Raw genomic sequence first — 26094 nt, 5'->3', positions numbered from 1 at the left:
CCTGTGCCCTATGGCGTCTCCCCTGTTCGATTCCCACCTGCACACGCCGCTGTGCGGGCATGCCACCGGCACGCCGCGCGAGTACGCCCAGGCGGCCCTGACGGCCGGGCTGGCCGGGCTGTGCTTTACCGACCACATGCCCATGCCTGCGTGGTACGACGCGCCGTGGCGCATGCGCCGCGACCAGCTGGACGAGTATGTGCAGGAGGTGCGCGCTGTGCAAGCCGAGTTTGCCGGGCGGCTGGAAGTCAGGCTGGGCCTGGAAGCGGACTTTCACCCTGGCACCGAACGCTTTGTAGAGGACATCTTGACGGCGTATCCCTGGGACTACGTGATCGGCAGCGTGCATTACCTGGGCGCCTGGGGCTTTGACAACCCCGAATTCGTGGCCGAGTACGAGGCGCGCGACCTGCGCGAGCTCTACGCGCAGTATTACGGCCTGGTGGAAGGCGCAGCCCGAAGCGGCCTGTTTGACGCCATCGGGCATCTGGACCTGCCCAAGAAGTTCGGGCACCGCGACCCCGAAGGCTACGCCGCCCTGCACGCGCTGGACGTGGTGGCCGAGCGCGGCCTGGCCCTGGATTTCAACACGGCCGGCTGGCGCAAACCCGTGGCCGAGGCTTACCCGGCCCCCGACCTGACCCGCCTGGCCGCCGAGCGTGGCATTCCCTTCGTGCTGGGCAGCGACGCGCACAAACCCGAGGAGGTGGGGTTTCATTTCGCGGCGGCTCTGAAGCAGATTCACGACGTGGGCGGGCGCGTAGTGACGTATCAGGGGCGGGTGAGCCATGCTTGAGGTCACGCGCAAGGACCTCGTTTCGGTGCTCAAAACCACCGCCGACCTGCTGGACCTGCTGGGGGTAGGCGACGACCCCTTCCGGGCGCAGGCCTTCCGCAGCGCCGCGCGCAGCCTCGAAGCGGTGGACGCCGAACCCGAGGCCCTGGTGGCCCGGCAGTTTGCGGGTATTCCCAAGGTGGGCAAGGCGATTGCCGCTGATCTGCTGGCCTACGCCGAGACGGGCGTCTTTGGCCCCCTGGAAGACGCCGCCAGCCTGATTCCGGCCGGCGTGCTGAGCCTGTTTCGGGTGCGCGGCCTGGGGCCGAAGAAGATTCGCGCGCTGTGGGACGCGGGGATTGATTCGCTGGAGGGTCTGCGCGAAGCCTGCCGCGACGGGCGGGTGGCAGCCCTGAAGGGCTTTGGGGCCAAAAGTGCGGCCAGCTTTCTGGCGGCGGTAGAGTTCGCGCTGGCCTCGCAGGAGCGTCAGCACCTGAGCACCGCCGCTGAGGTCGTGGGGGCGCTGTGTGCCCGCCTGAACGGCCTTGACCCGCGCCCCAGTGGCGACGTGCGCCGGGGGCTGGACACGGTGCGCGTGGCCCGCGTGACGGTGACGGGCACCCCCGACGACCTGACGAGGCGACTGGGCGGCCTGGTGGAAGACCTAGCCCCGGTCGAAGACAAGCCCGTGCTGGCGGGCCGGGTGGACGGCGTGCCTGTGGAAGTGGCCTACGCAGAAACCGCCACACGCGGCGCCCTGGACCTGCTGATGGGCGGCAGCGCGCCGTACCGCGAGCAGCTGCGCGCCCAGGCCAGTGCCAGAGGCCTGGACCTGACCGGGCGCGGCCTGCTGCGCGGCGCCCAGCCCCTGTCCACGCCCACCGAGGCAGAGGTGGCGGCGGCCCTGGGCCTCACGCTGCGCCCCGCCGAATACCGCGAGCCCGAGCATGATGACCTCTGGACGACCCTCCCGCATCCAGACGAGTTGGTAACAGTGGCCAGCCTGCGCGGCATGCTGCACACCCACTCCACCTGGTCCGACGGGGCGGCCAGCCTGGCGGACATGGCGCGCGAAACTGTGCGGCTGGGGCACGGCTACCTGGGCACCGGGGACCACTCGCGCGCCGCCCACTACGCGAACGGCCTGAGCATCGAGCGTCTGCTGGCCCAGCTCAAGGAAGTGCGTGAGTTGCAGGCCGCCGGGCTGCCCCTGGTGGCCGGGGCCGAGGTGGACATTCTGGACGACGGCTCGCTGGATTATCCCGACGAGGTGTTGGAGCAGCTGGATTACGTCGTCGCCAGCGTCCACAGCCTGTTTACCCTGGACGCCGCGCGGCAGACCGAGCGCCTGATTCGCGCGGCCGCGCACCCCCTCGTGACCATCCTGGGCCACCCCACCGGGCGCCTGCTCCTGCGCCGCCCCGGCTACGCCCTGGACCTGGACGCGGTGCTGGCCGCCTGCGCGCAGAACGGCACCGTGGTCGAAATCAACGCCAACGCCTACCGCCTGGACCTGGACTGGCGGGCAGCTCTGCGCTGGCGTGATCGCCTGAAGTTCGCCATCAACACCGACGCCCACGTGCCTGCCGGTCTGGCCGACGCGAAATACGGCGTGATGGCCGCGCGCAAGGCGGGCCTGACCCCGGCACAGGTGGTTAATACGCTGGAACAAGGCGAGTTCCTGGCATTTGTGGCCGAGCAGCGGGCGGGGCGGAGCAGATAGTCAAAGTTCACAGCGAGAGGGCGCCTTATGAAGCGGCGCCCTCTCGCTTTTTCTTTACCAGATGTCCCACATCACACCCAGCCGCCGGGGCTGTGGGTCAAGGGCGCCTGCAGTGTCCAGGTCGCCACGCAGGGCCAGCCTACAGATCTGCTGTCCAGCACGGCGCCAACGCCGCCGAGAGCTGCGGGTGGAAGCCGCAATGCCGCCCTTCAGGCTTCCGCGCTTTAACCAGCGGCGTGCCTGCGTCTGCTGGTGACGCGCGGCCGCTTCCTCCAGCGCCCAGGTCGTGACAGGGGTGCGGTACGGCGCTCCCAGCCGGGTCACAACCCCCACCCGGTAGCCGATCACCTGCCGGTGCGGCTTGGGCTTGCGGCAGTAACGCCATACCGGCTCCAGCACCGAACCAGGGTGCCGGGAGGCCACGACCTGCGCCTCCGCCCACTGTTCAAAGCACCCCAGTTCACGCCACCTGCGGCGGGGCCAGGCCGCCTGAACCTCCGGCGGCTCTCCGTAGCCCCAAAACGGCTGAATATGCTGCTGAAGATGACGAGAAATAAGCCGGCGTGTGTGCTGCTCACGCTTCCAGAGACGTCCGCTCATGGCAGGCCCCCTCCAAAGGGCCTACTGGGTGTCGTCTCGCCAGGTCATGGTCAGCACCTTATGCGCGAGGCTCGCTAAAGGCATGGGCCAACTGGCTGAGCAGGGTTCACCGTGCCTCTGGAGGTGCATTTCCTCTGGGGTAATCAGGCCAGGGCTCTGTTCCCGAGCTGTATCTGACGTGCGGTCGCCTGGGACGGGCAGAACAACACGCGCCCCCTCATGGCCAGAGGGGCGCACTTCAGTCCATCCTGACAGCGGAACCCAGAGCGGTTGAACGAAGGAGGCCCTGAGCCGCGCTGGGGCGAACAAAGTACGTGACCGCAAGAGCCTGCGGCGGAAGTGGAGTTGAGGGGGTGTCCTTTGCCCTAGGGGCAGAAGTGTCAGCCGCTGTCAGGACACCGCAGTCGCTTCCCGCGCCGTTTTCAGGGCCGAGGCCCACCAGTGCAGTTCATCCAGCATGCTCTGGACGCCGGGTTGCAGATGCGCCATGTCTTCTAGCGCCGCCCCCGCCTGCCAGGCCCCGAAAAAGTCGGCGCCCTGAATATGTACGCCCGTGCGGATAGGCGCCATCTGAAGCTCCACGGCAATCTGACGCAGCTGCTCAATGGCGCGCGCCGCGCCCACCGAGCCGTACCCTACAAATGCGGCGGGCTTCTTGTTCCACTCCACATAAGCGTAGTCCAGCGCGTTCTTCAGCACCCCTGTCGGGGCGTGGTTATACTCGGCGGTCAGGAAGATATAGCCGTCAAACTCTGCAATCTTTTGCTGCCAGCGCAGGGCGACCTCGTTCTGGGTCGGCGCCCAGAGGTTGGAAGCCACCTCGTCGAAAAAGGGCATGGGATAGTCGCGCAGGTCCACGAACTCGTACTCAGCGTCGGTGCGCTGTGACACGATGCCGCGCAGCCAAGCGGCCGGCTTGTCAGCAAAACGGGTGGCGCGGGTGCTGCCAATAATCACGGCGATTTTCATGGTGGGGCCTCCGGGAGCAGGAGAAAGCGGCGAGGAAAAACCCACTTGGCTTTTCAAATCAAGTCATAACCCACAGCAGCCCGGACTGCCAGAGGGGGGGCTTCATGTTTAGAGGCCCAGCACCTCATATGGATGCAGAACTGTCAACTCATGGTGTTCACTGCGCCATAAAGTTCCTGGCCTCTATCTCACAAGGGCTCTTGAAGTGTGCTGGCTTCTGCATCTTTGCCTCAAAGTCAAATCTACAGACCTCGCCAAGAGGCCCTGCCATCACACCACTTAGGTCTGGATGAGGCCATTGGCGGTGGCTCCACCCGTTCAGTGGCGACTCCTCGTCTTCTTGCGTCGTCCACGTCGGCTTATAAGCTTTTGAGGGCGCAGGCCCCTCCACAAAGGGGGCAGGATGGCGCCGGATGGCCAACCACCTTGACGAAAGACCAGAAGCCCCAGGGGCACGTTTTGAAAGCCGAGCTCCAAGCGACGCAAGACAAACTTCAGGCCCCGCGCACGCCCTTTCAGCAGAGCCAACGTCAGAAGCAACTCGTGCCTAATGTCAACGTCTGCTCCCCTGCTTTCACCCTCCCGACACGACAAAAGTGGGCGGAACGGTTCCCCTCACAGAACCGTCCCGCCCTAGAGTTATCGCGTGCGCCCGGCTTCAACCCCGGTGCGCAGGCACAGCGCCCTTAGCGCGTGCCGAAGTTCTGGACCCAGTAGGTGCCGTAGGGGCTGCCCTGGCGGTAGGTGTAGCCCACGCCCAGTTCCTTCAGGCCGGGGTCCATCAGGGTCTTGCAGTGGCTGGGGCTGTCAATCCAGCCCTGCACCACGTTCTGCACCGTGTAGCCAGCGGCGATGTTCTCGCCCACCTGGCGCCAGCTGCTGTAGCCGGCCGCTTCCATGCGCTGCGCGGGGGTGCGGCCTTCGGGGGTGTTGTGGTCAAAGTAGGCGCGGGCCGCCATGTCGGTCGCGTGGCCACGGGCCGAAGCCGCCAGGTAACCATTCCAGGTCACAGCGGGGGCGGCGGCAAACGCCTGACCACCGCAGGACCGGGCCTGGGCGCGGGCCTCGTTGACTTCCTTCAGCACCTGGGCTTCCTGGGCGCTCATGGTCTGGTCGCCTGCGCTGGGCACACTGCCCCCCTGACCGCCCGTCGAGCCGCTGCTGCCCACGGCTGGTGCGGGGGCCGCGCTGGCGCTGGGGGTACTGGGTGCGCCGCCGCAGGAGGCCAGCAGCAGGCTAAAGGGAATCAGGATGGTCAGGGCAGTCTTGGTCATGTGAGGGTCCTTTTTCGCTGTCAGTGACCTGAAGCGGTTGAAGTGCCCTCACGGTACAAATCTGCTCCTTTCATGCCGCTCACTCCTGGCAACATGAACGTCTTTATCCTGCTACCAAGCCTCTGCTCTGCTCTGACCAGGGCAAGAAAGAGTGTCCTCAAGCAGCTTTTCCCTGCTGGCACCATGCACTTACAAAGACAGCCCCCCCGGCGGGGGCACGCCAGGGGGTCTAGAAGGGCAGGGTTTTGAAGGCGGGGCGCTGTCAGAGTTCTGTGACAAGGCTCAGCGCCGCGCCAGGCCTCATTTCACGCGGTTCAACCCGTCCTGAGCCGGCTTGTAGCTGGGGCTGAGTTGCAGCGCCCGTTCATAATTCTCGCGCGCCTTGAGGCGGTCGGCGGCCACAGCCCCCGCGCCGCGCTCGTAGCTGAGGCCCAGGTAATAGATGTATTCGGGGGTGCTGCTGCCCAGCGCGGCGGCGCGGGTCAGGTTGTCGCGCGCGGTCTTCAGGTCGCCGCCGTCCAGGGCCAGGCGGCCCAGGTAGTAATAGAACTCGGGGTAACGCAGCGGGTCCAGGGTGATGGCCTGGGTCAGCTGGGCGCGGGCGGTGGTGGTGTCTTTGGCCAGGTAGCTGACCACGCCGTACTGCCCGACCGCGTAGGCGTTTCTGGGCGCCAGGCGGGCTGCCTGCGCGGCTTCGGGGCGCGCCGCCGTCAGGTTGCCGCTCAGGGCCAGCAGCTTGGCGTAGTAGGCGCGGTTGTAGGGGTCGCGCGGGTCCACGATGACGGCCTGCTGCAAGCTGTCCAGCGCCAGGGGCAGGTTGCCGGTGGCGTAGTACATGTCGCCCAGGTTGTACAGCAAAATCGCGTTCTCGCCGTTCAGGGTAATCGCCTGCTTGAAGGCGTCGATGGCCTTGCTGGCGTCGCCCTGCAACTTGTAGACATAGCCGCGTTCATTCCACACGCGGCTGAGCTGCACGGCGCGGGTCGTGCCGCCCTGGGCCAGCGCCTCGGCGTCGGTCAGGACACGCAGGGCTTCATTCAGGTTGGTCGCCACACTGGTCCGGTCGCCCGCACCGATGTACTGCTGCACATATGCCTGCGACAGCGAGATATAGGCGTCAAAGTTGCGGCTGTCCAGGCCAATCAGGCGCCGCAGGGTCTCGATGCCGGCGCTGTACAGCCGCAGTTTGACCTGCGAGCGGCCCAGGCCAATCAGGGCCTCGGGGCTGCGCGGGTCCAGTTCGCTGGCGGCGCGGTAGGCCACGTAGGCCTGGTCAAACTGACCCTGCTCGTAGTAATACACGCCCAGCGCCACGTAGTTGGCCGCCGGGATGGCGCGCGGAGCCGCTGGGGCGGCCTGGGCCGGGGCGGGGGTGGCCGGAGTCGTGGGGGCCGTCTGCGCGGCCGCCAGCCCCAGGGTCATCAGCAGGCCCAGCAGGCCGGTCTTGGTCGTGCTTCGCTTCACTCGGAAACCTCCGTGCGGCCCGGCGCCTTGTGCAGCGCCGGCCTCACCCTGCCAGAAACAGGCATAACGCCATGATACGTGAGAACGCCGACAAACCGGGTGAAGTGGCCGTGAGAGGGCCAGGAGCCGCAGAAGCTGAACATAGGCCGCAGTGTTCTGCGCCCCGGTGACGCCGGTCTGATGAAGCCCGTCACAGAACCGGGTGAGACTAGAGGGCGGTACAGTCGGGGCGTGACTGCCGACCCTCTCCCACCCCGCCGCTTGGGCCTGACTGGCAGCATCGGCGCGGGCAAAAGTACAGTGGCTGGCCTACTGCGCGCACGCGGCCTGACCGTGCTGGACGCCGACGAGCAGGCGCGCCTGGTCACCCAGGAACCGGAGGTGCTGACCCAGATAGAGGCGCGGTTTCCCGGCACCGTGACAGCAGGTGTGCTGGACCGTGCGGGCCTGGCCGCCCGCGTCTTTCCCGACCCGGCGGCGGTGGCTGACCTGAACGCCATCGTTCATCCGCGCGTGCGGGCGCGGATGAGCGGCCTTGAAGCGCAGGCGGCTGCTCGCGGCGAGGTCTGGGTGGTGCAGGACGTCCCACTTCTGTTTGAAAGTGGTCTGGACGCCCAGATGGACGCCGTGCTGGTCGTGGACGCGCCGCTGGACGTGCGGCTGAGGCGCGCCCTGGCCCGAGGCGGCCTGACCCAGGACGACATCCTAGCCCGTGACGCCCGCCAGCTGCCCGCAGATGAGAAACGCCGCCGCGCCACCTGGGTCATTGAGAACAGCAGCGATATGGCAGGGCTGGAAGCGCAGGTGGAAAGAATACTGATAAGCCCGGAGTGGACCAGAGGCGCAGCAGGAAGGGACGCCATTTAAGCAGCGTCCCTTCCTGTACTCGTAAGTGCTGGCTTTTGGTTCCGCTTCACACTGGACTGACAGTGCACCCCTCGGTGTCAGTTAGGGCAGCTGAGAGAACGCCTCAACTGCACCAAAGACCGCTGTCAGTTATCACTACCCACGGCTGGCTGCCCACTTTCCTTGAGGGCCGCAGCAATAAACCCTGCAAAGGGCGGGCTGGGGCGCATGGGGCGGCTCTTGAATTCAGGGTGAGCCTGGAGGGCCACGAAGAAAGGGTGCCCCGGAATCTCGATGGTTTCCACCAGCCCCGCGCCGCGTCCGGCCACGCCGGGGGTCACGCCACTAATCACCAGGCCCGCGTCTTTCAGCTGCCCTGTATAGGCGGGATTGACCTCAAAGCGGTGACGGTGACGTTCCTTGACGGTGCCGCCGCCGGCCACGCCGTACAGCTCGGCGATTTTGGTGCCGCCTTCCAGATTCATGGGCCAGTCGCCCAGGCGCATGGTGCCGCCCATACCCGCCACTTCCAGCTGCTCGGGCATCAGGTCAATGACCTTGTGAGGCGCGTATTCATCGAACTCGGCCGAGTTGGCCCCGGTCAGGCCCGCCTTGTGACGCGCGTATTCGATCACGGCAATCTGCATCCCCAGGCAGATGCCCAGATACGGCGTCCCGGTTTCGCGGGCGTACTGCGCGGCGCGAATCTTGCCTTCAATGCCGCGAATGCCAAAGCCGCCCGGCACCAGAATGCCGTCCGCGCCGGCCAGCTGCGCCTGCACGTCCTCGTCAGACACACTGGGGTCGGCCAGTTCCTCGGCGTTGACCCAGCGAATATTGACGCGGGCGTCGTTGGCAATGCCCGCGTGGGTCAGCGACTCCATCAGGGACAGGTAGGCGTCGGGCATCGCCGTGTACTTGCCCGCAATGGCAATCGTGACTTCACGCGCGGGCTGCTTGATGGTCTTAACAGCGTTCTGCCACACGCCCAGGCTGGGGTGAATCCGCTCCAGGCCCAGCAGACTTTCGACCACTTTGCCCAGGCCCTGTTCTTCCAAGGCGAGGGGTACCTCGTAGACGTGTGACACGTCGTAGCTGGAAAAGACGCGGTTTTCACGCACACTGGTAAAGGCGGCAATCTTGCGCGTGATTTCCGGCGGCAGCTTTTCCTTGCTGCGCACCATCACGATGTCGGGGCTGATGCCCACACTGCGCAGCTCGGCGACCGAGTGCTGGGTGGGCTTGGTCTTGAACTCGTTGGAGGTGCCCAGGTACGGCACCAGCGTCAGGTGCAGGTACAGGACATTCTCGTCGCCCTCGTCGAACTTGAACTGCCGAATGGCTTCGAGGAAAGGCAGAGACTCAATATCGCCCACCGTCCCGCCGACCTCAATAAGGACAATCTCGGCCCCGGCCGTCTCGCCCGCCGCGCGAATGCGGCGCTTGATCTCGTCGGTGACGTGCGGAATGACCTGCACCGTCTGTGACAGGTAATCGCCGGCGCGCTCTTTGCGGATGACCTCCTGGTACACCTGCCCGGTAGTGATGTTGCTGCCCGGCGGAATGTCCAGGTCCAGAAAGCGCTCATAGTTGCCAATATCCAGGTCGGTTTCGGCGCCGCTGGCTGTTACAAACACTTCGCCGTGCTCGTAGGGCCGCATGGTACCCGCGTCAATGTTGATGTACGGGTCAATCTTGACGGCCGTGACCTTGTAGCCGCGTGCCCGCAAGAGCGCCCCCAGACTTGCACTTGCCACGCCCTTGCCAAGGCTGCTGACCACGCCGCCTGTTACGAAGATATATTTCATCTCTAGCCGCGAGCGCCTGACCCCGCCCTGGGGGCCAAAAAGAAAAACCGGGGCGCTCGGCCTCCGGGATTTCATGCTAGCACGCGCCAGGGCTAGGGGGCCAGGGTGCCGATGTTGCGCGGCGCGGCGCTGAGGGTCTGTGTCCAGGTGGCCGGGTCGGGCGAGGGGCGCGCCGGGATATTAATCTCGCGGCGCTCAACCAGGCGGCTTAGGCTCAGGTTCAGGGTGACGCGCACATTGCCAGGTGTTTGTGGGCTGTCCGCTTGAACGCTGAAGAGGGGACGCAGATTAGGCACAGCCGGCTGCACGTAATCAAGCAGGAGACGGCCACTGCTGCTGGCCACATTGAGGCCGGCGAGGTTGGTTAAGGTTGGTGGAGAGTTGAGAGGCAGATTCTTGCGGTATTCGACCAGAAGCCAGCGCTCACCATTGGCAAGATCGGAGCCAGGGTTATTCTGGCCGGTACTAGCCGCCACCCAAGCGCTTCGCAGGACAGGGTAATACGCTACGAACTTATAACAGGCTTTATCGTCATTTAGCTCGTTTTCCGTCACCTTCCAACAGCCCGCAACAGGAAGACGGGGAGCCTTAATGAATGCCAAGATGGGCGCTGTGCTGTTGCCCACCACCCAGTTGCCGCCTCCAGGTCGCCGTGTGGTGTCTCCCCCACCCAGATTTAGCGTGGTCCCATTTGGATACACATACGCCGCTTCCCTGACATTGGCCGCGATGTAGTTCAGGGCAATTTGCCCTTCTTGCGCCATGTCGTTGCGGGCCTGCAGATTTGTGGCACTGCTGGAACTGGAAATCAGCAGATTGGAAGCCGCAAACAGCACAATCAGTGCCAGAGCGACGGCCACCAGCAGTTCAATCAGCGTAAAGCCATGGTTGCGGCTGCTCATGGCCGGGCCACGTCCACGCTCAGGGTGGACTGCGCCGCGCCGTCCCGCACCGTCACACTGACACGCCGCGCTGGGGCCAGGTCCGGCGAGTTGCCGTTGCAGCTTGGGTGCATGGGTGCTTCGCCTGCCGTATTGCCGTCCAGGTCTAAGTTAGTCACGGTGAGGGTGAGGTTGCCGCCACTCAAGTCTGCGGTCGTGCAGCGCTGGGCGTATACGGCCGGTGAAAGCCAATCACCCCGGACAGTCTCCAGAATCTGCTGGGCCGCCTGGGTGGCGCCTACCTGCTGGGTGCTGCGCCGAGTCAGACCGAAGAAGCCCGTCAGCGGAGTCAGCACAACCATCACAATAACGCTGACCAGCAGTACACCGACGAGCACTTCCACGATGGTAATGCCCTGGATACGGGGGTTAATTTGTCGCATCGATCATGACCTTTCCGGTGATGCCAACCACCTTGACTTTGATTTGACGGCCGCCGGGGTGACGTAGCGTCCAGACCACGCCATTCCCACCAATGGTCCCTGTGGGCGCCTGATAAGTGACTTCGGTCTCACCGACTTCCTCTGCCACCACCACGCCGCTGGGCAAGGTTCGAGTCTGGGACTGAGTAGCCGTGCCCGCCCCGCGTGTCACGGTATAGGCCGTGCTGTTCAGAGTGACGTTGATGCCTACGCTTTGGCCCGTTTTCAGCGTGTCGCTGCGGGCTTGGCGCAGGTCGCCGCTCATCTGCGAAGCCGCTTCGCGCAGTTGAGCGCCGCGGTAGCTGCTCAGGAGATTCAGGCCCAACACGCCCGCCAGAATGCCCAGAATGGCCATGACGACCAGCAGTTCTAGCAGAGTAAAGCCCTGGGTCTGGGCGCTCACTGTCCTTCTCCAGCATTCACCGTATCGCCGCGCAGGCGCAAAGATGCCGTCAGCGGTTGAGTCCCAGCCTCCTCGGTCAGGGTAAGTTTCCAGGTGCGGGCGGTGGGAAAGAAGGGCGGCTCGTAGCCCTGCAGGGTGCGCGGATCGAAGACGAAGTTCCGGCCGTAGCCCGTTTTCGCTGTGTCGCCATCGAAAGTGCCGAAGGCGCCGTAATAGTTTTCGATAATGCCGCCGATCAGGTTCACGGTGCCCTGAGAGGTCCCTTGGTTATATTTATCCACCTGCACGGCACCTGTACCCGCCATCAGGACGGCGTGAATGGCAGGGTCGTTCCCTAGTTGGTCTTTCATCAGGTTCACGTTGCCCTGGGCCGAGTAGATCCCCAGGATGTTGCGGGTGTTCAGGTTTGTGCAGGCGGCGGGCGTCACGCTGCCGTCGCCGTTGCGCACATGCTGCCCTGCACAGGGCGGGTCGGCGTAGCGCAGGCTGCTGGTGATGTTAATGTCGCCTGCAGCGGCCAGCGTCAGGCCACTGAACGACGCCACAGCGGCGCCACCATTGCTGCTGTTGGGGCCAGCGTTCAGATTGGCCACCTTGCCCCCCACGTACAGCACGCCGTTAAAAGCAGAGGACACACCCGGCGTAAAGCTGCCGTCCGCCTGCCGGGCCGCGCCTACCCAGGCCGTGCCGTCCCACATCAACATGTTTTTGTTGCTATCTATGGCCAGTTGCACGGTGACAGGGCCAGTGGCCCCCGGCACGGTGTAGGTCAGGCGCTGCACGTTCTGCCCACCTGGGGTCAGAGGGGCCTGATACAGCTGCAATTCGCTGACGTCGCCGGGGATGGCCACGCCGCCCACCTGCGCCGCCGCCTGCTGATCGTTGCCGTTTTCCGGTAGTTGCAGGTAAGAGGCCGACCAATTGACACCTTGATTAAAAGTAGGCGCCGCGCAATTGGTATTGCCGCTCTCGCACACCGACGGAGCCTGCGGATCGGGCATCGCACTAGCCGCCACGAATGTCCCATTAAGAACAGCGCCGGGAACGCCCGCCACAGCGCACTGCGGCCCGTTGGGGCCCATGGTAATTTGCCCCGCTGGGCAGCCAGCGCTACTGACGGCGCCTCCGAACCAGGGTTTGCCGACGATATTCAGGTGCTGGTTGGTGTGCACCGGACCGCTAAAGAGCGTGCGGCTCGTGAAATAGATGCCTTCGCCTTTGCCTTCCGACGCGCCGCTGAGGTAGTGGTGGTTGGTAAAGAGGGCGTTGGGCGCCAACGAAGGCCGCTCAATAAGCAGACTCAGCCCCTCTTGCGACGCACGCACCTTAACCTGTCGGGTAGCGCCGCCAGCCTGCCCAGTGACAGTCACGTCTGGAACCTGAAAGATGAGGCGGTAGCCATTGACACTGGATTTGACGACTGCAACCGGCTTCAGGCCGTAACGCGCGCTGAAGGTCGCGCCGTCCTGGCTTCCACCAAGGTCCACACCTTCTACACCCGAAAACAGGTCGGACCAGAACCGGGTGCGGTCGGCGTCGGTGGCGCCGAGCAGACCCACAGTGGCGAAAGCGGCGGCGCTGACGGTGCTGAGGAGCACGCTGACCCGCGCGTTCGTGGCACCGGACTCCTTGAGGCCTTGCGGACGAGCGGACAGATCGCAGATCGTGGCGCCCAGGGCCAGCGGTGAGGGCAAGCTGGTCAGGCCGCAAAGGGCCGCCACCTGGGCCTCAACCTCGGGAATCGTCGTGCCCTGGGCAAATTTGGCCTGGGCCAAGAGGTCACTGGCCGCCCGCAATCGCGCCTGCACCCGCGCCGCGCCAGATTCGGCGGCATATTGCGCGCGCAGGATCGCGTCTTGGTCAGCGCTAGATCGCCGCGTGGACAGCGTGACCTGAGCCGTCACGCTCATGATGACGGCCAGCATCAACATCACCAGCAGCAGGGACACGATGAGAGTGGCACCCTGGGTGCGGTCGTTCGGCGGCATAAAGCCAGTATGAGCAAAGAATGCGAAAAATCTCACCCCCCTGGTTGGGGAGTGTGAATTTCCTCATATCCGCTTGGCAAACCGACAGATTTCTGTCATAGAGCAGCCAATCTCGCCGCTAAGCGGCAGAGGCTAGCGATGAGTATCTGACGCCCAAAGCTCAATGCCTACCTCTGCGGGCGAGTCTGCGAGACAGCGGAGCAAGCGAGTTTACACGCTTCTCTTGTCTCCACGAATTCGGCCCAGCTGTAGAAAGCCGCTGACAGCTTCGATACCGGTCCTGGTTATTTTCCGCGAATACGTTCCAGAAGGGCTGTATGCCTTTCCTCACGCTGGCGGCCTGCCGCTTTGGCCCAGGCGCTGCCTGATCCCACTGCAAAAAACCGCTCACGGGCGCGGGTCAGGGCGGTATAGACCAGATTGCGGCTCAGCATAGGCATATGGGCCTCGTGCAGCACGCCCAGCACCGTGCCCCACTCGCTGCCCTGCGCGCGGTGAACGGTCAGGGCGTAGCCCAGTTGCAGGTTGAACAGTTCGGCGCCGGCCAGTTCCACCACGTTGCCGTCAAAATCCACGGTCAGGCGGCCACTGCCTTCCTTGAGCACCGTGCCCACCGTGCCGTTAAACACCTCGTTGGTGTAGTCGTTCTTGGTCTGCACCACCACGTCGCCAGGGCGGGCCTGACCGTCGGCAATCCGCACGCCGCCCTCGCCGGGGTTAAAGAGGCTTTGCAGGTGTTGGTTGAGCATCTCGACGCCCAGCGGCCCCTTGCGCATGGGGGTCAGCACCTGCACCTGCGCCGGGCCGCCCAGGTCGCGCACCAGCAGCGCCACGCGGCGGGCGCCCACATCCGGCTCGGTCTCGGTCAGGTTTAGGCGGGGGTCACCCCACGCGGGCGCCTGCCCGTGCAGCAGTTCGTGGGCCGCGCGGATAATCGGATTCTGCGCCGCCTGACGGTACACCTGCGTCAGGCGCACAGTGGGGGCCACTTGCGTCAGGGCGTGCAGGGGCAGCCCCGCGTCCACCGGGGGCAATTGGTCGGTGTCGCCCACCAGCAGAACCCGCGCACCTGGCGGCACCGCCGAGAGCAGTGAGAGCATCAGGCCGTCGCCGCACATGCTGACCTCGTCCACGATCAGCAGGTCATAGGGCGCCGGTTCCAGGTGATTGTGCCGGAAGCCCGCCGGGCCGTAGCCCAGGAGACGGTGAATGGTGCTGGCGGTGCGTCCCGTCACTTCGCCCAAGCGGCGGGCGGCTTTGCCGGTGGGAGCGCACAAACCGACCTCCAGGCCCAGTTTCTCTGCCAGGTCCGCCACCGCGCGGGTGGTCGTGCTTTTGCCAGTGCCGGGACCGCCCGTCAGCACAACCAGGCGGTTGTCTTCGAGGAGGTCGAGCACGCTGGCCTGTTCGGCCGAGAGCCCCTTGGCTGCCCCCTTGGGCACCGTCCAGTCGGTGCCGGCGGGCGGGGTCGCCAGCAAGGTGCGGATCAGACCGGCCAGCTTCTTCTCGGCGCGCAGCACCGGCGGCAGGTAGATACGGCTGGGATCGTGCAGCGCGTCCTCGGTGGCCAGCAGGGGCGGGGTGTCGTCGGACAGGCGGCCCAGTTCCACGGCGGTGTCCACGGCCAGACGGGCCTGAGCGGGGGTCACACGGGTGTAATGCGCCACCCCCTTCTCGGCCCGGCCACGCGGCAGATAACTGTGGCCCCCCTGCTGCGCGGCCTGCTGGAGCGCGTACACGGCGGCGGCGGTCAGGCGCCGGGGGTCGTCGCCCGTGCCGCCCGCCGCCTGCCACAGCTTGTCGGCCGTTACAAAGCCGATGCCTTCGACCTCGGTGAGGGCAAAGAGGTCGGCCTCCAGACGTTCCAGAGCCGCTTCCCCGAAATGTTTCACCGCCCGCTGCGCCTGCGAGATGCTGAGGCCCAGCCCCTGCAACCCCGCCAGCAGGCGCCGCTCCAGACCCTGCTGCGACCAGCTCTGCACCATCTTGTGCAGGGTGCTTTGCGTCACCCCCGGCACCTGCAAGAGGCGCTGTGGGTCGGACTCCAGAATGTCGAAGGTGCCTGGCCCAAAGGTCTTGGCAATGCGCCCGGCGAGCACCTTGCCCACGCCACCCACGCGAGCTTCCAGATAGGCCGCCACCCCGGCCTCCGTCAGGTCAGCCGGCTGGGCCTCCAGCACCATGTTCACGACGCGGTACTGATAACCGTACTCGCGGTGTTCTTCCATTAGCACATCGGCGCTGAAGGTATCCCCGGCTTCCAGTGGAGGCATCACGCCGATGACGGTGGCGTCGGGGTCCTCGCCCTCGGTGTTGCGGATGCGCGCCGACATGACCGTGAAGCCGGATTCGGCGCGAAAGCGCACCTTATTGACGCCGCCAGACACGCGGAAAGCCTCGGTGGGGGGGGCGGCAGACATGGACTCACAGCATAGCGTGACCCCAGGCATTCCGGCGTGAGCGAAATGACGAGAGCGGTAAAGGGCCGGTGCTGGGAGGTGGGAGACGCCGCCCGACTGGGCCAGCGGTCAGGCGGGGGTGGCCAGCGGCGCCGCGCTCATCACCCGGTTGCGGCCGCTGCGCTTGGCGGCGTACAGCGCCTGGTCGGCGGCGCCCGTCAGGTGTGCGGGCGTGGCCTGTCCCGGCGCCAGTTCCGCCACGCCCAGCGACACGGTCACCTGCCCCAGATTGATGCCCGCATGGCTGAGGTTCAGGGCGGCCACAGCGGCGCGCACCCGCTCGGCCAGGGCTTCGGCTCCGCCCAGGTCCGTCCCGGGCAGCAATAGGGCAAACTCCTCGCCGCCGGGGCGCGCGGGTGTGCTGCCCGCCGGCGCGTGGTCCCGCAGCACCGCGCTGACCCGCACCAGCGCCGCGTCTCCGGCCTCGTGGCCGAAGGTGTCGTTCAGGCGCTTGAAGTGGTCGATGTCCAGGGCCAGCAGGCTCAGGGGCTGGCCGCCGCTCTGGGCCAGGGCAACGTGGTGCGAGAGCTGATCTTCCAACTGGCGGCGGTTAAACAGCCCGGTCAGCGGGTCGCGGATGGACTGCTGGAGCAGGCGGTCTTGCAGACGCAGGCTGGCCAGGGCCAGGGCTACCTGCCGGGCCACGCCAGGCAGCAGCTGCCGCGTTTCGGTGCTCAGGGCCTGACCATCTAGGCTGTCCACCCGCAGCAGCCCCAGCGTTTCGCCGTGGGAAAACAGAGGCAGGCACACATATTGCCCGCCCGCCCCCGGACAACCCGGCGAGAACTCCCGGGCCTCGGGGGTTTGCATCTCGCCGCGCCGCAGCGCCCAGCAGTGGTCGGGGGGCATGGGGGCCGCGACCTCGGCGCCCCAGGTCATGACCGGCACCAGCAGATTCCGGGACGCATTGTGGTGTGACAAGGTGCCGCGTGTGCCCGGCAGCAGCGCTGGCAGGGCGCGTTCCAGAATGCGCGCGCCCTCGTCGAGACTCCGGGCGGCTTGCAGGGCGTCACTCAGGTCGCCCAGGCGGCGCATCCAGTCGTTGCGCCCGGTCAGCTGCGCGGCCCCTGCCTCGGCGGCCTGGCGCGCGGCATGGAGGCGCCCACCCATGTCGTTAAAGGTGCGGGCCAGGGTCCGCAGCTCAGCGGGGCCGCGCTCGGGCACGGTGATCTGCTCGGCGCCACTGGTCACGCGCTGCGCCCCGCCTGTCAGGGCCTGAAGGTGCCGTACCAGAACGTTCGCACCGGCCAGAGTGCTGATGAAGCTCAGCAGCAGCAGCAGGCCCGCCGAACTGTACAGCGTCCATCGCAGGGTCCGCAGCTGCCGCACGGCCTCGGCTTCATAGCGGCGCAGACTGGCGGTCTGGCTGGCATTCAGGGCCGCCACCTCGCGGCGCACCGTGTCCAGCAGCCGTTTGCCCCGCTGACTTTTGACCAGTGCCTGGGCGGCGGCGGCGCTGCGCTGCCGGGCCTCAATTTCAGGCGCCCCCACGTCCTGCTGCCAGCGGGTGACCAGCGCCTCGATGCGGGCCAGCGAGGCTGTGCGGTTGGCCTGCACCGTGACGCCCAACGAGGGGTCGGCAAACAGCTGACGCAGGGCCGCAAAATCGCCGGGCAGCGCCGCCACTGCTTCCCGGTAGGGCTCCAGAAAGACAGGGTCGCCCGCCACCACATAACCACGCACACCGGTTTCCATATCCAGGGTGTGCAGCAGCAACGTGTTAATTCCTTCCAGCTGCGCACGGGTTTGCGAGGCCTGCGTGGTGGCTTTCACGCGGGCGTCCAGGGCGCCCAGCACACAGGCAAACGCCAGCAGCAGACACGCCCACAGAGGGATCTGATACACGAACAGCAGGCGGCGCAGCCTCATGAGGAAAGGGTAGAAGCTTGCCTCTCTCAAAGCTCTTAACCAGAGGTCACCTGACAAAGTTCTCAATGTGGATTGTGGTTATGTAGAACTTTCTGCGTTAGCGCTTATCACCAGAAGACTGAGGTAAGAGTAAAGGTCTTCCTCAGAGACACGAGAAATACGGCTCTTAGACTGGCCATCAGTTCCTCGTCCAAATCTCATAGCTTCTCATCAGGTCGTCAGCACCCTATCTGCTCCTTTTCTTTCCGTTTTGCGTTCTCAGGAGGCCAGGCTGTATGTCCGTTCACTCTTTCTTTCCAGAAGGTGTCATCCGGCGCAGGGAGAACGGCATCCCTGTTGGACCCGGAGTCACGGTGTCTGGGCGACCTTTTGCCCGGTCGCCCACGGGCTAAACCCTGTCCCTGGCCTGCGCCTCTGACGCAGCTTCTAAGCTCCAGGCGCAATTCCCCAGCTGTGCTGCACCACCTTTCAGGCTCTGTTTGGTCCCTTGACCCAGGCAGTTCACCTGGCCCTGACATGACCCTGGCTAGCCCAGAGGAGTTATGGAAGGAGTACGCATGAACCGATTAACGACACTTGCCCTGACGGCGCTGCTGAGTCTCTCGGCAGCCGCCCGGGCCCAGGACACGACCGAGGTGGTTATTCCCACCCCGGAAGGCGTGACCCTGACGGCCGGGGATGAGGGGAAAATTGTCATTGTCCGTGATGGGCAACTTGTTCTCATTAACGTCAGGTCTCTGCCAGCAGCCACCTTAAACGCCCTGCGCGGGCCCACTGGGCCAGCCGGTCCAGCCGGCTCGTCTGGGATTGATGGTGCCAATGGCGGGCCTGGACCAGCAGGGCCAGCCGGACCTGCTGGAGCAGCCGGCCCAACCGGGGCCAGCGGCGCACCCGGTCCAGCTGGCCCTGCAGGTGCCACTGGTGCTCAGGGACCAGCTGGGACTCAAGGCACTCCTGGAGCTACAGGTGCCACCGGCGCTCAGGGACCAGCTGGAACCCAAGGCACTCCTGGAGCTACAGGTGCCACCGGCGCTCAGGGACCAGCTGGAACCCAAGGCACTCCTGGAGCTACAGGTGCCACCGGCGCTCAGGGACCAGCCGGGACCCAGGGCACTCCTGGAGCTACAGGCGCCACCGGCGCTCAAGGACCAGCTGGGACCCAAGGCACTCCTGGGGCAACAGGTGCCACTGGCGCTCAGGGACCACAGGGCATTCAAGGCGAGATTGGGCCCATTGGTCCACAAGGCCCGCAGGGCCTCCAGGGCGAGGTCGGCCCCATCGGCCCACAGGGACCGCAAGGCTTGCAAGGCGAGATTGGACCTGTCGGCCCACAAGGACCACAGGGCGACATCGGCCCGACGGGTCCCACTGGCCCTACGGGTGACACCGGCGCCGTAGGCGTCACAGGTGCCACGGGCGCCACCGGTGCTGACGGTGCCACCGGCGCAACTGGTGATACTGGGGCAACCGGTGCCACAGGTGCGACGGGTGAAACCGGCGCCGCAGGTGCCGACGGTGCCACTGGCGCGACCGGCGCTACGGGTGCAACCGGCGAAACGGGTCCACAGGGCATTCAGGGTGAGATTGGTCTCCCCGGCCCACAAGGCCCGCAAGGCGAAACTGGGGCGACCGGCGCGCAAGGCATTCAAGGCGAGATTGGGCCCATTGGTCCACAGGGACCGCAGGGCCTCCAGGGTGAGGTCGGCCCTATCGGCCCACAGGGACCCCAAGGCTTGCAAGGCGAGATTGGACCTGTCGGCCCACAAGGACCACAGGGCGACATCGGCCCGACAGGTCCTACTGGCCCCACGGGTGACACCGGCGCCATAGGCGTCACAGGTGCCACGGGCGCTACCGGTGCTGACGGTGCCACCGGCGCAACTGGTGATACTGGGGCAACTGGTGCCACGGGTGCAACGGGCGAAACGGGTCCACAAGGTATTCAGGGCGAGATTGGTCTCCCCGGCCCACAAGGCCCGCAAGGCGAGACTGGGGCGACCGGCGCGCAAGGCCCTCAGGGCGAGATTGGGCCCATTGGTCCACAAGGCCCGCAGGGCCTCCAGGGCGAGGTCGGCCCTATCGGCCCACAGGGACCACAAGGCTTGCAAGGCGAAATTGGACCTGTCGGCCCACAAGGCGATACTGGTGCGACGGGTGCAACCGGCGATACTGGGGCCACAGGTGCAACGGGCGCTGATGGAGCTATTGGTGCGACGGGCGTTACCGGGGCAACCGGCGATACTGGTGCGACAGGCGCCACGGGTGACACCGGAGCAACGGGTGCGGACGGCGCGACAGGCGCTACTGGTGCCACAGGCGCAACGGGCGCTGATGGAGCTATTGGCGCGACAGGTGTTACCGGAGCAACCGGCGACACTGGGGCGACGGGCGCAACGGGTGCCACGGGTGCCGATGGTGCGGACGGCGCGACTGGCGCGACTGGTGCAACCGGGCCTACCGGCCCAACGGGTGCTAATGGCGCCACTGGCGCGACCGGCATCGCAGGCGCAACGGGTGCGACTGGCGCAACAGGTGCGACTGGCGCTCAGGGTGCAACCGGCGCCACGGGAGCCAATGGGGCAACCGGAGCTCAAGGTCCAGAAGGTGCTATTGGCGCGACGGGCGCTCAAGGACCGCAAGGTATTGCTGGAGCTGACGGTGCTCAAGGTCCCGCTGGGGCCGACGGTGCCCAGGGTCCTGCTGGGGCCGACGGTGCCCAGGGTCCTGCTGGTGCTGACGGTGCTCAAGGCCCCGCTGGAGCTGATGGTGCTCAAGGTCCGCAGGGTGATCCCGGCCCGGCTGGGGCTGACGGTGCACCGGGCCTAGATGGTGCCCAGGGTCCTCAAGGTCTACAGGGTGATCCCGGCCCCGCTGGTCCTGTGGGTCCGCAAGGTCCACAGGGTGACCCAGGTCCCGTTGGTCCTGCCGGTCCTCCCGGACCACAAGGTCCTGAGGGTCCACAAGGCCCCGAGGGTCCTCCCGGACCTCCCGGAAACGTTATCCCTTAATCCCCTAGCTACGAAAAAGACCCCCTGTGTGGGGTCTTTTTCATAGCTAGCCCGTGCCGGCTCTCTGAACCTACGCGCTTCCCCTCGACTTCTCTTCTCCCCTTCTTTACGATGAGGTCACCCCTATGGCACAGCGCATCTGCCTGAATATGATTGTCAAGAACGAGGCCCACGTCATCCGCCGGTGTCTGGAATCGGTGCGCCCCCTAATTACCGACTGGCTGATTGTGGACACTGGCAGCACGGACGGCACCCAGGCCCTCATTCAGGACCTCATGAGCGATTTGCCGGGCGGCCTGGTCGAACGCCCCTGGGTCAACTTTGCCCACAACCGCACCGAGGCGCTGAATCTGGCGCCAGCCGATGTGGACTACCTGCTATTTATAGATGCCGATGAAGAAATGGTGGTCAGCCCCGGCTTCGAGTTGCCGCAGCTGACCGACGACGCCTACATGCTGCCGGTGCAGTTTGGTGGCACCCACTACCTGCGTCTTCAGCTGGCCCGCCGCAGCCTTCCCTGGCGCTGGGAAGGCGTGCTGCACGAACACCTGACCGGCGCCGATCCATACACACGCGGCGAACTTCAGGGGGTGTACACCGTCCCTCGACCGGAAGGCGCGCGGTCCCTTGACCCCGACAAGTACAAAAAAGACGCTCTGGTGCTGGAAGAAGCGCTGAAACAGGACCCACGCAACAGCCGGTACGTGTTTTACCTGGCCCAGTCGTACCGGGACGCGCAGCAGCCGGAGCAGGCGCTGAGCACCTACGAGCGGCGCGCCAGCATGGGCGGCTGGCCCGAGGAGGTCTGGTATTCGCAGTACCAGATGGCCCGCCTGCGCGACACCCTGGGCCGCCCCTGGCCAGAAGTGATGGCCACTTACCTGGAGGCGTACCAGACGCAGCCGGCCCGCGCCGAGACCCTGTACCGCATTGGCATGCATTACCAGCACCTCAAGGCATTCGCGACCGCCCATCTGTTTCTCTCGCAGGCGGCCACGCTGCCCGCTTTGCCCGACTTTCTGTTTGCCGAACACGAGATCTATCAATTTCACGCCCGGCTGGAAGCGGCGGTGGCCGAGTATTACCTGGGGCGGCACGCCGACGCCCTGACCCGGTACGACGACCTGCTGCGCGACCCCAACCTCCCGCCACGAATCCAGACCCTGATTCGCCAGAACCAGGCGTTCAGTCACAAGGCGCTGGGACTGGTGCTGACCTAGCGCTAGGGTCGTGCCGCTTGCTGGGGTCTAGCAGCCGCGCCGCCCGTATAACCTTGTCGGGCTGGGCAACCCTCTCCCGCTCACTGCATCTACCTCTTGCCAGGACAAGGAGAGTCAGCGTGTCGGGGCAGTACAGCCGCCACGCTGTGCAGGAGAGCTGTGCCCATCTCTCCGCGCTGTGGCCAGCAGTCACCCTTAGAGGTCAGCCAGCGCTCCGTGCCGGCCGCTGAAGCCCCGGCTGGCCCATGCTATTTTTTCTGTGATGCGCGTACTTCATACCGCTGATTTCCATGCGGGCCGTTCTCTACGGGGCTTTGACCGCACCCCCGAGGTCCACGAGGCGCTGATCGAAATTGCCGGCCTGGCCCGCAGCGAGCGTGCCGACGTGGTGCTGGTCTCCGGGGACCTCTTCGACACGGGCAACCCTTCTGCGGACGCGGAACACGCGGTGTTCGACTTTTTTCTGCGCCTGCGCGACGCGGGCGTTCCCAGCGTGGTCATTGCCGGGAACCATGACAGCGCCGCCCGCCTGAATTCGGTGACGGGCCTCCTGGGCTGGGTAGGCGTGCAGGTCGTGGCGCAGCCCAGCGCCAACCCGGCCGAGATGGTCCGCACAGTGCAGACGCGGGGCGGCGAGAGCCTGGTGGTGGGCGCGCTGCCCCACCTCTCCGAGCGGCGGCTGGTCAAGGCGGCCGACCTGCTGGGCGGCGACACGGGCGCCTGGCGGCAGAAATACCGCGAGGGCATGGGCTTTTTCCTGCGCCGCCTGGGCGAGGGCTTTCGGCCGGGCAGCGTGAACATGCTGATGGCCCACGCCACCCTGGACGGCGCCGTGCCCAGCGGCTCCGAGCGCACCCTGCAATTTGACCTGACCAACAGCTACACCCTGTCGGGGCTGCAGCTGCCAGCCGGAGCGCAGTATGTAGCGCTGGGCCACATCCATAAGCCGCAGCAGGTGGGCGAGGCCCCGCCCGCTTACTACTCCGGCAGCGTCATTCAGCTGGATTTTGGTGAGGGCGGCGAGAAAAAGCAGGTCAACCTGGTTGAGGTCGAGGCCGGGCGCCCGGCGCGCGTGCACGCCCTGCCGCTGGCCAGTGGCCGCGAACTGAGAACCATTCGCGTGGACCTGGCGCAGGTCGAGCACCGCCTGGGCACCCTGGGGAGTTTCACTGGCCTGCTGAAGGTTGTGGTGCGGGCGCCTGCGGGCACCGCCCTGCCAGGCCTGAAAGACCGCGTGCTGAAACTGGCCCCCACCACCCTGGCTGTGGACCTGGACGCCGCCCAGGACGACCTCGTGACCCCAGATCTGAAACGCGAGGGCCTGAGCCTGCTGGAACTGTACGAGCGCTACCACCGCGAGAAGCGCGGCGAGTTGCCGAGTGACCTGCGCGCCGCCTTCCGCGAGGCCGATGAAGCGGCGCTGCTGGAGGAAGCGTGAAGGGGTTGATGGTTGAAAGGAGACGGTTGATGGAGAAAAAACAGAACATAGGAAGCGCCGCTGCTCCTTCCATCACCCATCAACCATCAACCCTTACCGGCCCGGAGGGCCACTCATGCGCCCGCTAACACTCGACCTCCAGGGCTTCACAGCCTTTCGGCAGCCCACCTCGCTGGACCTGGGCGACCTGGAACTGTTTGCGCTGGTCGGCCCCACCGGCAGCGGCAAAAGCAGCCTGCTGGACGCCATGACCTTTGCGCTGTACGGGCAGACGGCCCGGCTGGGCGCGGCGGGGCTGGACGCGCTGATTTCTCAGGGTGAGCGGGGGCTGTCGGTTAGTCTGACGTTTGAGATAGGCGGCGCCGTCTACCGCGCGTCACGCACCAAGGGGCGCAAGCAGGCCGAGAACGAGGTGCGCTTTGAGCGCCGGGACGAAGATGGCCGCTGGACCAACCTGTCTGACGGCGGGGCCAAGGGCATCAGCGAACGGATTCGGCGCGTGGTGGGCCTGGATTTCAAGACCTTTGCCCGCAGCGTCATGCTGCCGCAGGGCGAGTTCTCGAAGGTGCTGCACGGCACCGGCAAGGAACGTCAGGCGCTGCTGGGCGAGCTGACCGGCCTGGACCATGTGGCCGCCATGCAGCGGGTGGCCTCTGACCGCGCCAAAGAACTGAAGCATCAGACCACCAGCCTGAATGCCGTGCTGGCCGGCGAATACGAGGGGGTGACCCTGGAAGCGGCGGCGGCCCTGCGCGCCGAGCGCGAGGCCGTGAGCTTTGAGGCCGAGCGCCTCACCGACGAGCGCGAGCGCCTGAACACCCGCCAGACCCGCCTGCGCGAGCAGGAGCGCGTGTTCCGGGCCCGCGAGGACGCCGCGCGCCGCCTTCAGGCGCTGGAGGCCCGCGCCGCCAGCGTGCAGGCCGGCGCCGAACGCGCTGGGCAGGCGCGGCGGGTGGCCGCAGTTCTGCCGCTGCTGGACGCCGCCGAACGCGCCCGCATCGCCGCCGACCGTGAGGCCGGCGAGGCCAGGGGGGCCTGGGCTGCCGCCCAAGCCGCCCAGACCCGCGCCGAGCAGGCTGAAGCCGCCCTGACGGCGGCCCAGGCCCAGGACGCCCGCATTCCGGACCTGGAGGCCCGCGCCGAGACCCTGCGCGGAGCCGAGGACGACGCCGCGCGCCTGCGCCGGGCCGGCGGCACCCCGCAGACCACCCACGCTCAGCCGCTGCCCTGGGATGAGGACGCTTTCCTGGTCGCCCGCGAGGGCGCCCAGAAGGCAGAAAAGAACCGGCAGGAGCGCGTGCAGCTGGAAGCCCAGCGCGCCGCCCTGCAGGCCGACCGGGCCAGACAGGACCTGGAAACGGCACAGATCGGCACCCTGGAAGCCGAGCAGGGCCGCGTGGAGCGGGAGGGCAAGGCAGCCAAAGCCGAGCTGGACGGGGCCGACACGGCCCTCCGCGAGGCGCAGGTGACGGCCGGGGTAGCGGCTTACCGCACCCACCTGCACCTGGGCGAGCCGTGCCCGCTGTGTGAACAGCCCGTCATGGTCCTGCCCACGGGTGAGGTGCCGGACCTGAGCGCCCTGGAACGTCAGGCGGCGGCCCTGCGCGCCGCCCTGGACGGCCGCCGCCTGCGCTACAAAGAGATTGGCCTGGAGCTGGGGGCCCTGCGCCGCGCCACTGAGGCCCGCGCCGCTACCCTACGCGACTGGGAGGAAGGGATAGCGGCCCGCGAAACCGACCTGCGCGCCGCCGAGGCGCTGGTGGCTGGTGACCCGGCGGCGCAGGCCGCGCGGCTCCTCGCGGGGTTAGCGGCGCGGGTACGCGCGGCGGGCCCCGACCCGGCCCGCGCCCGGCAGGCGACCCTGCACGACATCGCCGCCATTCGCCAGCAGCTCCAGGCGGCCCAGGGCACCCTGGCACGCGCCGAGGCCGAAGCCAGCGCTGCGCAGGCCACCCTGCGCGGCGTGCAGAGCGGCGCTGCCCGCCGCGCCCAGGAAGCGGCCGAGGCCACGGCGGCCCTCGCCACCGCGCTGGCGGGCCTGGGGCTGGATGCCCCCCAGGCCCGCGCCGCCGCCCTGCCCGAAGCCGAAGTCGCCGCGCTGGAAGAAGCGGCGCGCAGCTACAGCGCCTCCCGCGCCCAGCTGCGAGAGGCAGTGGCCGACCTGGACCGCCAGCTGGGCGCCGCGCCCTTTGACCCGGCCGAGCTGAGCCAGGTGGCCCGCGACCTGACCGCCACCGACGCGGCCCTGACGGTCGCCCGTGAGCGGGCCGGTCAGCTGGCCGAACAGGAGCGGGCCCTGCGCGAGCGCCTGGAACGCAAGGCCGACATAGAGGCGCGCGCCCTGGCCGCCTCGCGCACCTTTGATACCTGGCAGACCCTGGCCGGCAGCCTCAAGGCCAACGAATTTCAGCAGTTCCTGCTGGCCGAGGTCGAGGCCCAGCTTCTTACCCGCGCGGGGCTGCTGCTGCATGACATCAGCGACGGGCGCTACCGCCTGGCCTTGCAGGGCGGCGACTACGTGGTGCAGGACCTCTGGAACGCGGGCGAGGTCCGTGGGGTCAAGACCCTGTCGGGCGGCGAGACCTTCCTGGCTTCTCTGTCACTGGCCATCGCCCTGAGTGATTACCTGGCCGGCAACAAAGTGCTGGGCGCCCTGTTTCTGGATGAAGGCTTCGGCACCCTGGACCCCCAGGCCCTTGAAGCCGTGGCCGGCGCCCTGGAAAACCTGCGCACCCAGGGGCGCATGGTGGGCGTGGTCACCCACGTCGAAAGCCTCTCCGAGCGCCTTCCCAGCCGCCTGCTGGTCACCAAGAGCGTGGCGGGCAGCAGCGTGCAGAGGTTGGAAGGGTAGTGGGCACAGCACCCGCGCAGACCTGGACTACTCTCC

Annotated in this window: 18 protein-coding genes; 7 read left to right on the top strand and 11 right to left on the bottom strand. The window is 66.6% G+C overall.

What is annotated here, in order from left to right; translation table 11 throughout:
• Positions 1–10 precede the first annotated feature (10 nt).
• Together hisJ and K7W42_RS05905 are read left to right on the top strand one after the other, a co-directional pair.
• Positions 11–796 (top strand): histidinol-phosphatase HisJ, encoded by a 786-nt coding sequence (gene hisJ, locus K7W42_RS05910; RefSeq protein WP_224573085.1) that lies wholly within the window; start codon positions 11–13, stop codon positions 794–796.
• Positions 789–2498 (top strand): DNA polymerase/3'-5' exonuclease PolX, encoded by a 1710-nt coding sequence (locus K7W42_RS05905; RefSeq protein ID WP_224573083.1) that lies wholly within the window; start codon positions 789–791, stop codon positions 2496–2498. Before hisJ ends, K7W42_RS05905 begins: the two co-directional genes overlap by 8 nt.
• A 54-nt stretch (positions 2499–2552) precedes the next feature.
• Here K7W42_RS05905 and K7W42_RS05900 read toward each other — a convergent pair whose 3' ends face one another.
• The 4 genes from K7W42_RS05900 to K7W42_RS05885 form a co-directional block, all read right to left on the bottom strand.
• Positions 2553–3098 (bottom strand): hypothetical protein, encoded by a 546-nt coding sequence (locus tag K7W42_RS05900; protein ID WP_224573081.1) that lies wholly within the window; start codon positions 3096–3098, stop codon positions 2553–2555.
• A 390-nt stretch (positions 3099–3488) separates the two neighbouring features.
• Positions 3489–4067 (bottom strand): NADPH-dependent FMN reductase, encoded by a 579-nt coding sequence (locus K7W42_RS05895; protein ID WP_224573079.1) that lies wholly within the window; start codon positions 4065–4067, stop codon positions 3489–3491.
• Positions 4068–4753: 686 nt separating this feature from the next.
• Positions 4754–5341: a CAP domain-containing protein gene (locus K7W42_RS05890; RefSeq protein ID WP_224573077.1), complete on the bottom strand. Its 588-nt coding sequence runs from the start codon at positions 5339–5341 to the stop codon at positions 4754–4756.
• A 300-nt stretch (positions 5342–5641) separates the two neighbouring features.
• The gene (locus K7W42_RS05885; protein WP_439648852.1) at positions 5642–6805 is read right to left on the bottom strand and encodes a tetratricopeptide repeat protein; all 1164 of its coding nucleotides are present in this window, start codon (positions 6803–6805) and stop codon (positions 5642–5644) included.
• A 231-nt stretch (positions 6806–7036) separates the two neighbouring features.
• On the opposite strand from K7W42_RS05885, the gene coaE reads away from it, so the two are divergent.
• Entirely contained in the window at positions 7037–7672 is a 636-nt protein-coding gene (coaE, locus tag K7W42_RS05880) for a dephospho-CoA kinase (RefSeq protein ID WP_224573075.1), read from the top strand.
• 125 nt (positions 7673–7797) lie between these two features.
• Here coaE and pyrG read toward each other — a convergent pair whose 3' ends face one another.
• From pyrG to K7W42_RS05845, 7 genes are all read right to left on the bottom strand, one after another.
• Positions 7798–9459 (bottom strand): CTP synthase, encoded by a 1662-nt coding sequence (gene pyrG, locus K7W42_RS05875; RefSeq protein ID WP_157457391.1) that lies wholly within the window; start codon positions 9457–9459, stop codon positions 7798–7800.
• 92 nt (positions 9460–9551) lie between these two features.
• Positions 9552–10361, bottom strand: a complete 810-nt coding sequence (locus tag K7W42_RS05870) for a PilW family protein (RefSeq protein WP_224573073.1) — start codon at positions 10359–10361, stop codon at positions 9552–9554.
• Positions 10358–10783 carry a hypothetical protein gene (locus K7W42_RS05865; RefSeq protein ID WP_224573071.1) on the bottom strand — a complete coding sequence of 142 codons (426 nt, stop codon included), beginning with the start codon at positions 10781–10783 and terminating at the stop codon, positions 10358–10360. The genes K7W42_RS05870 and K7W42_RS05865 overlap by 4 nt, the downstream gene beginning before the upstream one ends.
• The gene (locus K7W42_RS05860) at positions 10770–11225 is read right to left on the bottom strand and encodes a pilus assembly FimT family protein (protein WP_224573069.1); all 456 of its coding nucleotides are present in this window, start codon (positions 11223–11225) and stop codon (positions 10770–10772) included. Before K7W42_RS05860 ends, K7W42_RS05865 begins: the two co-directional genes overlap by 14 nt.
• Positions 11222–13213, bottom strand: a complete 1992-nt coding sequence (locus K7W42_RS05855; RefSeq protein WP_224573067.1) for a DUF4900 domain-containing protein — start codon at positions 13211–13213, stop codon at positions 11222–11224. The genes K7W42_RS05860 and K7W42_RS05855 overlap by 4 nt, the downstream gene beginning before the upstream one ends.
• A gap of 284 nt (positions 13214–13497) precedes the next feature.
• Positions 13498–15633 carry an SF1B family DNA helicase RecD2 gene (gene recD2, locus K7W42_RS05850; RefSeq protein ID WP_224573066.1) on the bottom strand — a complete coding sequence of 712 codons (2136 nt, stop codon included), beginning with the start codon at positions 15631–15633 and terminating at the stop codon, positions 13498–13500.
• A 108-nt stretch (positions 15634–15741) separates the two neighbouring features.
• The gene (locus K7W42_RS05845) at positions 15742–17541 is read right to left on the bottom strand and encodes a diguanylate cyclase (RefSeq protein WP_224573064.1); all 1800 of its coding nucleotides are present in this window, start codon (positions 17539–17541) and stop codon (positions 15742–15744) included.
• Between the two features lie 2574 nt (positions 17542–20115).
• On the opposite strand from K7W42_RS05845, the gene K7W42_RS23120 reads away from it, so the two are divergent.
• The 4 genes from K7W42_RS23120 to K7W42_RS05815 all read left to right on the top strand — a co-directional run bounded on the left by K7W42_RS23120 (position 20116) and on the right by K7W42_RS05815 (position 26058).
• On the top strand, positions 20116–20367 hold the full coding sequence (locus tag K7W42_RS23120; RefSeq protein WP_304524146.1) for a hypothetical protein: 252 nt from the start codon (positions 20116–20118) through the stop codon (positions 20365–20367).
• 307 nt (positions 20368–20674) lie between these two features.
• Positions 20675–21769: a tetratricopeptide repeat-containing glycosyltransferase gene (locus K7W42_RS05825; protein ID WP_224573062.1), complete on the top strand. Its 1095-nt coding sequence runs from the start codon at positions 20675–20677 to the stop codon at positions 21767–21769.
• Between the two features lie 262 nt (positions 21770–22031).
• A complete protein-coding gene (locus tag K7W42_RS05820) occupies positions 22032–23207 on the top strand; it encodes a metallophosphoesterase family protein (protein ID WP_224573061.1) in 1176 nt (391 codons plus the stop codon).
• A 115-nt stretch (positions 23208–23322) separates the two neighbouring features.
• Positions 23323–26058 (top strand): AAA family ATPase, encoded by a 2736-nt coding sequence (locus K7W42_RS05815; protein WP_224573059.1) that lies wholly within the window; start codon positions 23323–23325, stop codon positions 26056–26058.
• Positions 26059–26094 lie beyond the last annotated feature (36 nt).

This window comes from Deinococcus betulae, assembly GCF_020166395.1.
GTDB classification, from domain to species: domain Bacteria; phylum Deinococcota; class Deinococci; order Deinococcales; family Deinococcaceae; genus Deinococcus; species Deinococcus betulae.
The sequence above is the reverse complement of the archived record's forward strand: the minus strand, read 5'-3'. Positions and strand labels throughout refer to the sequence as shown.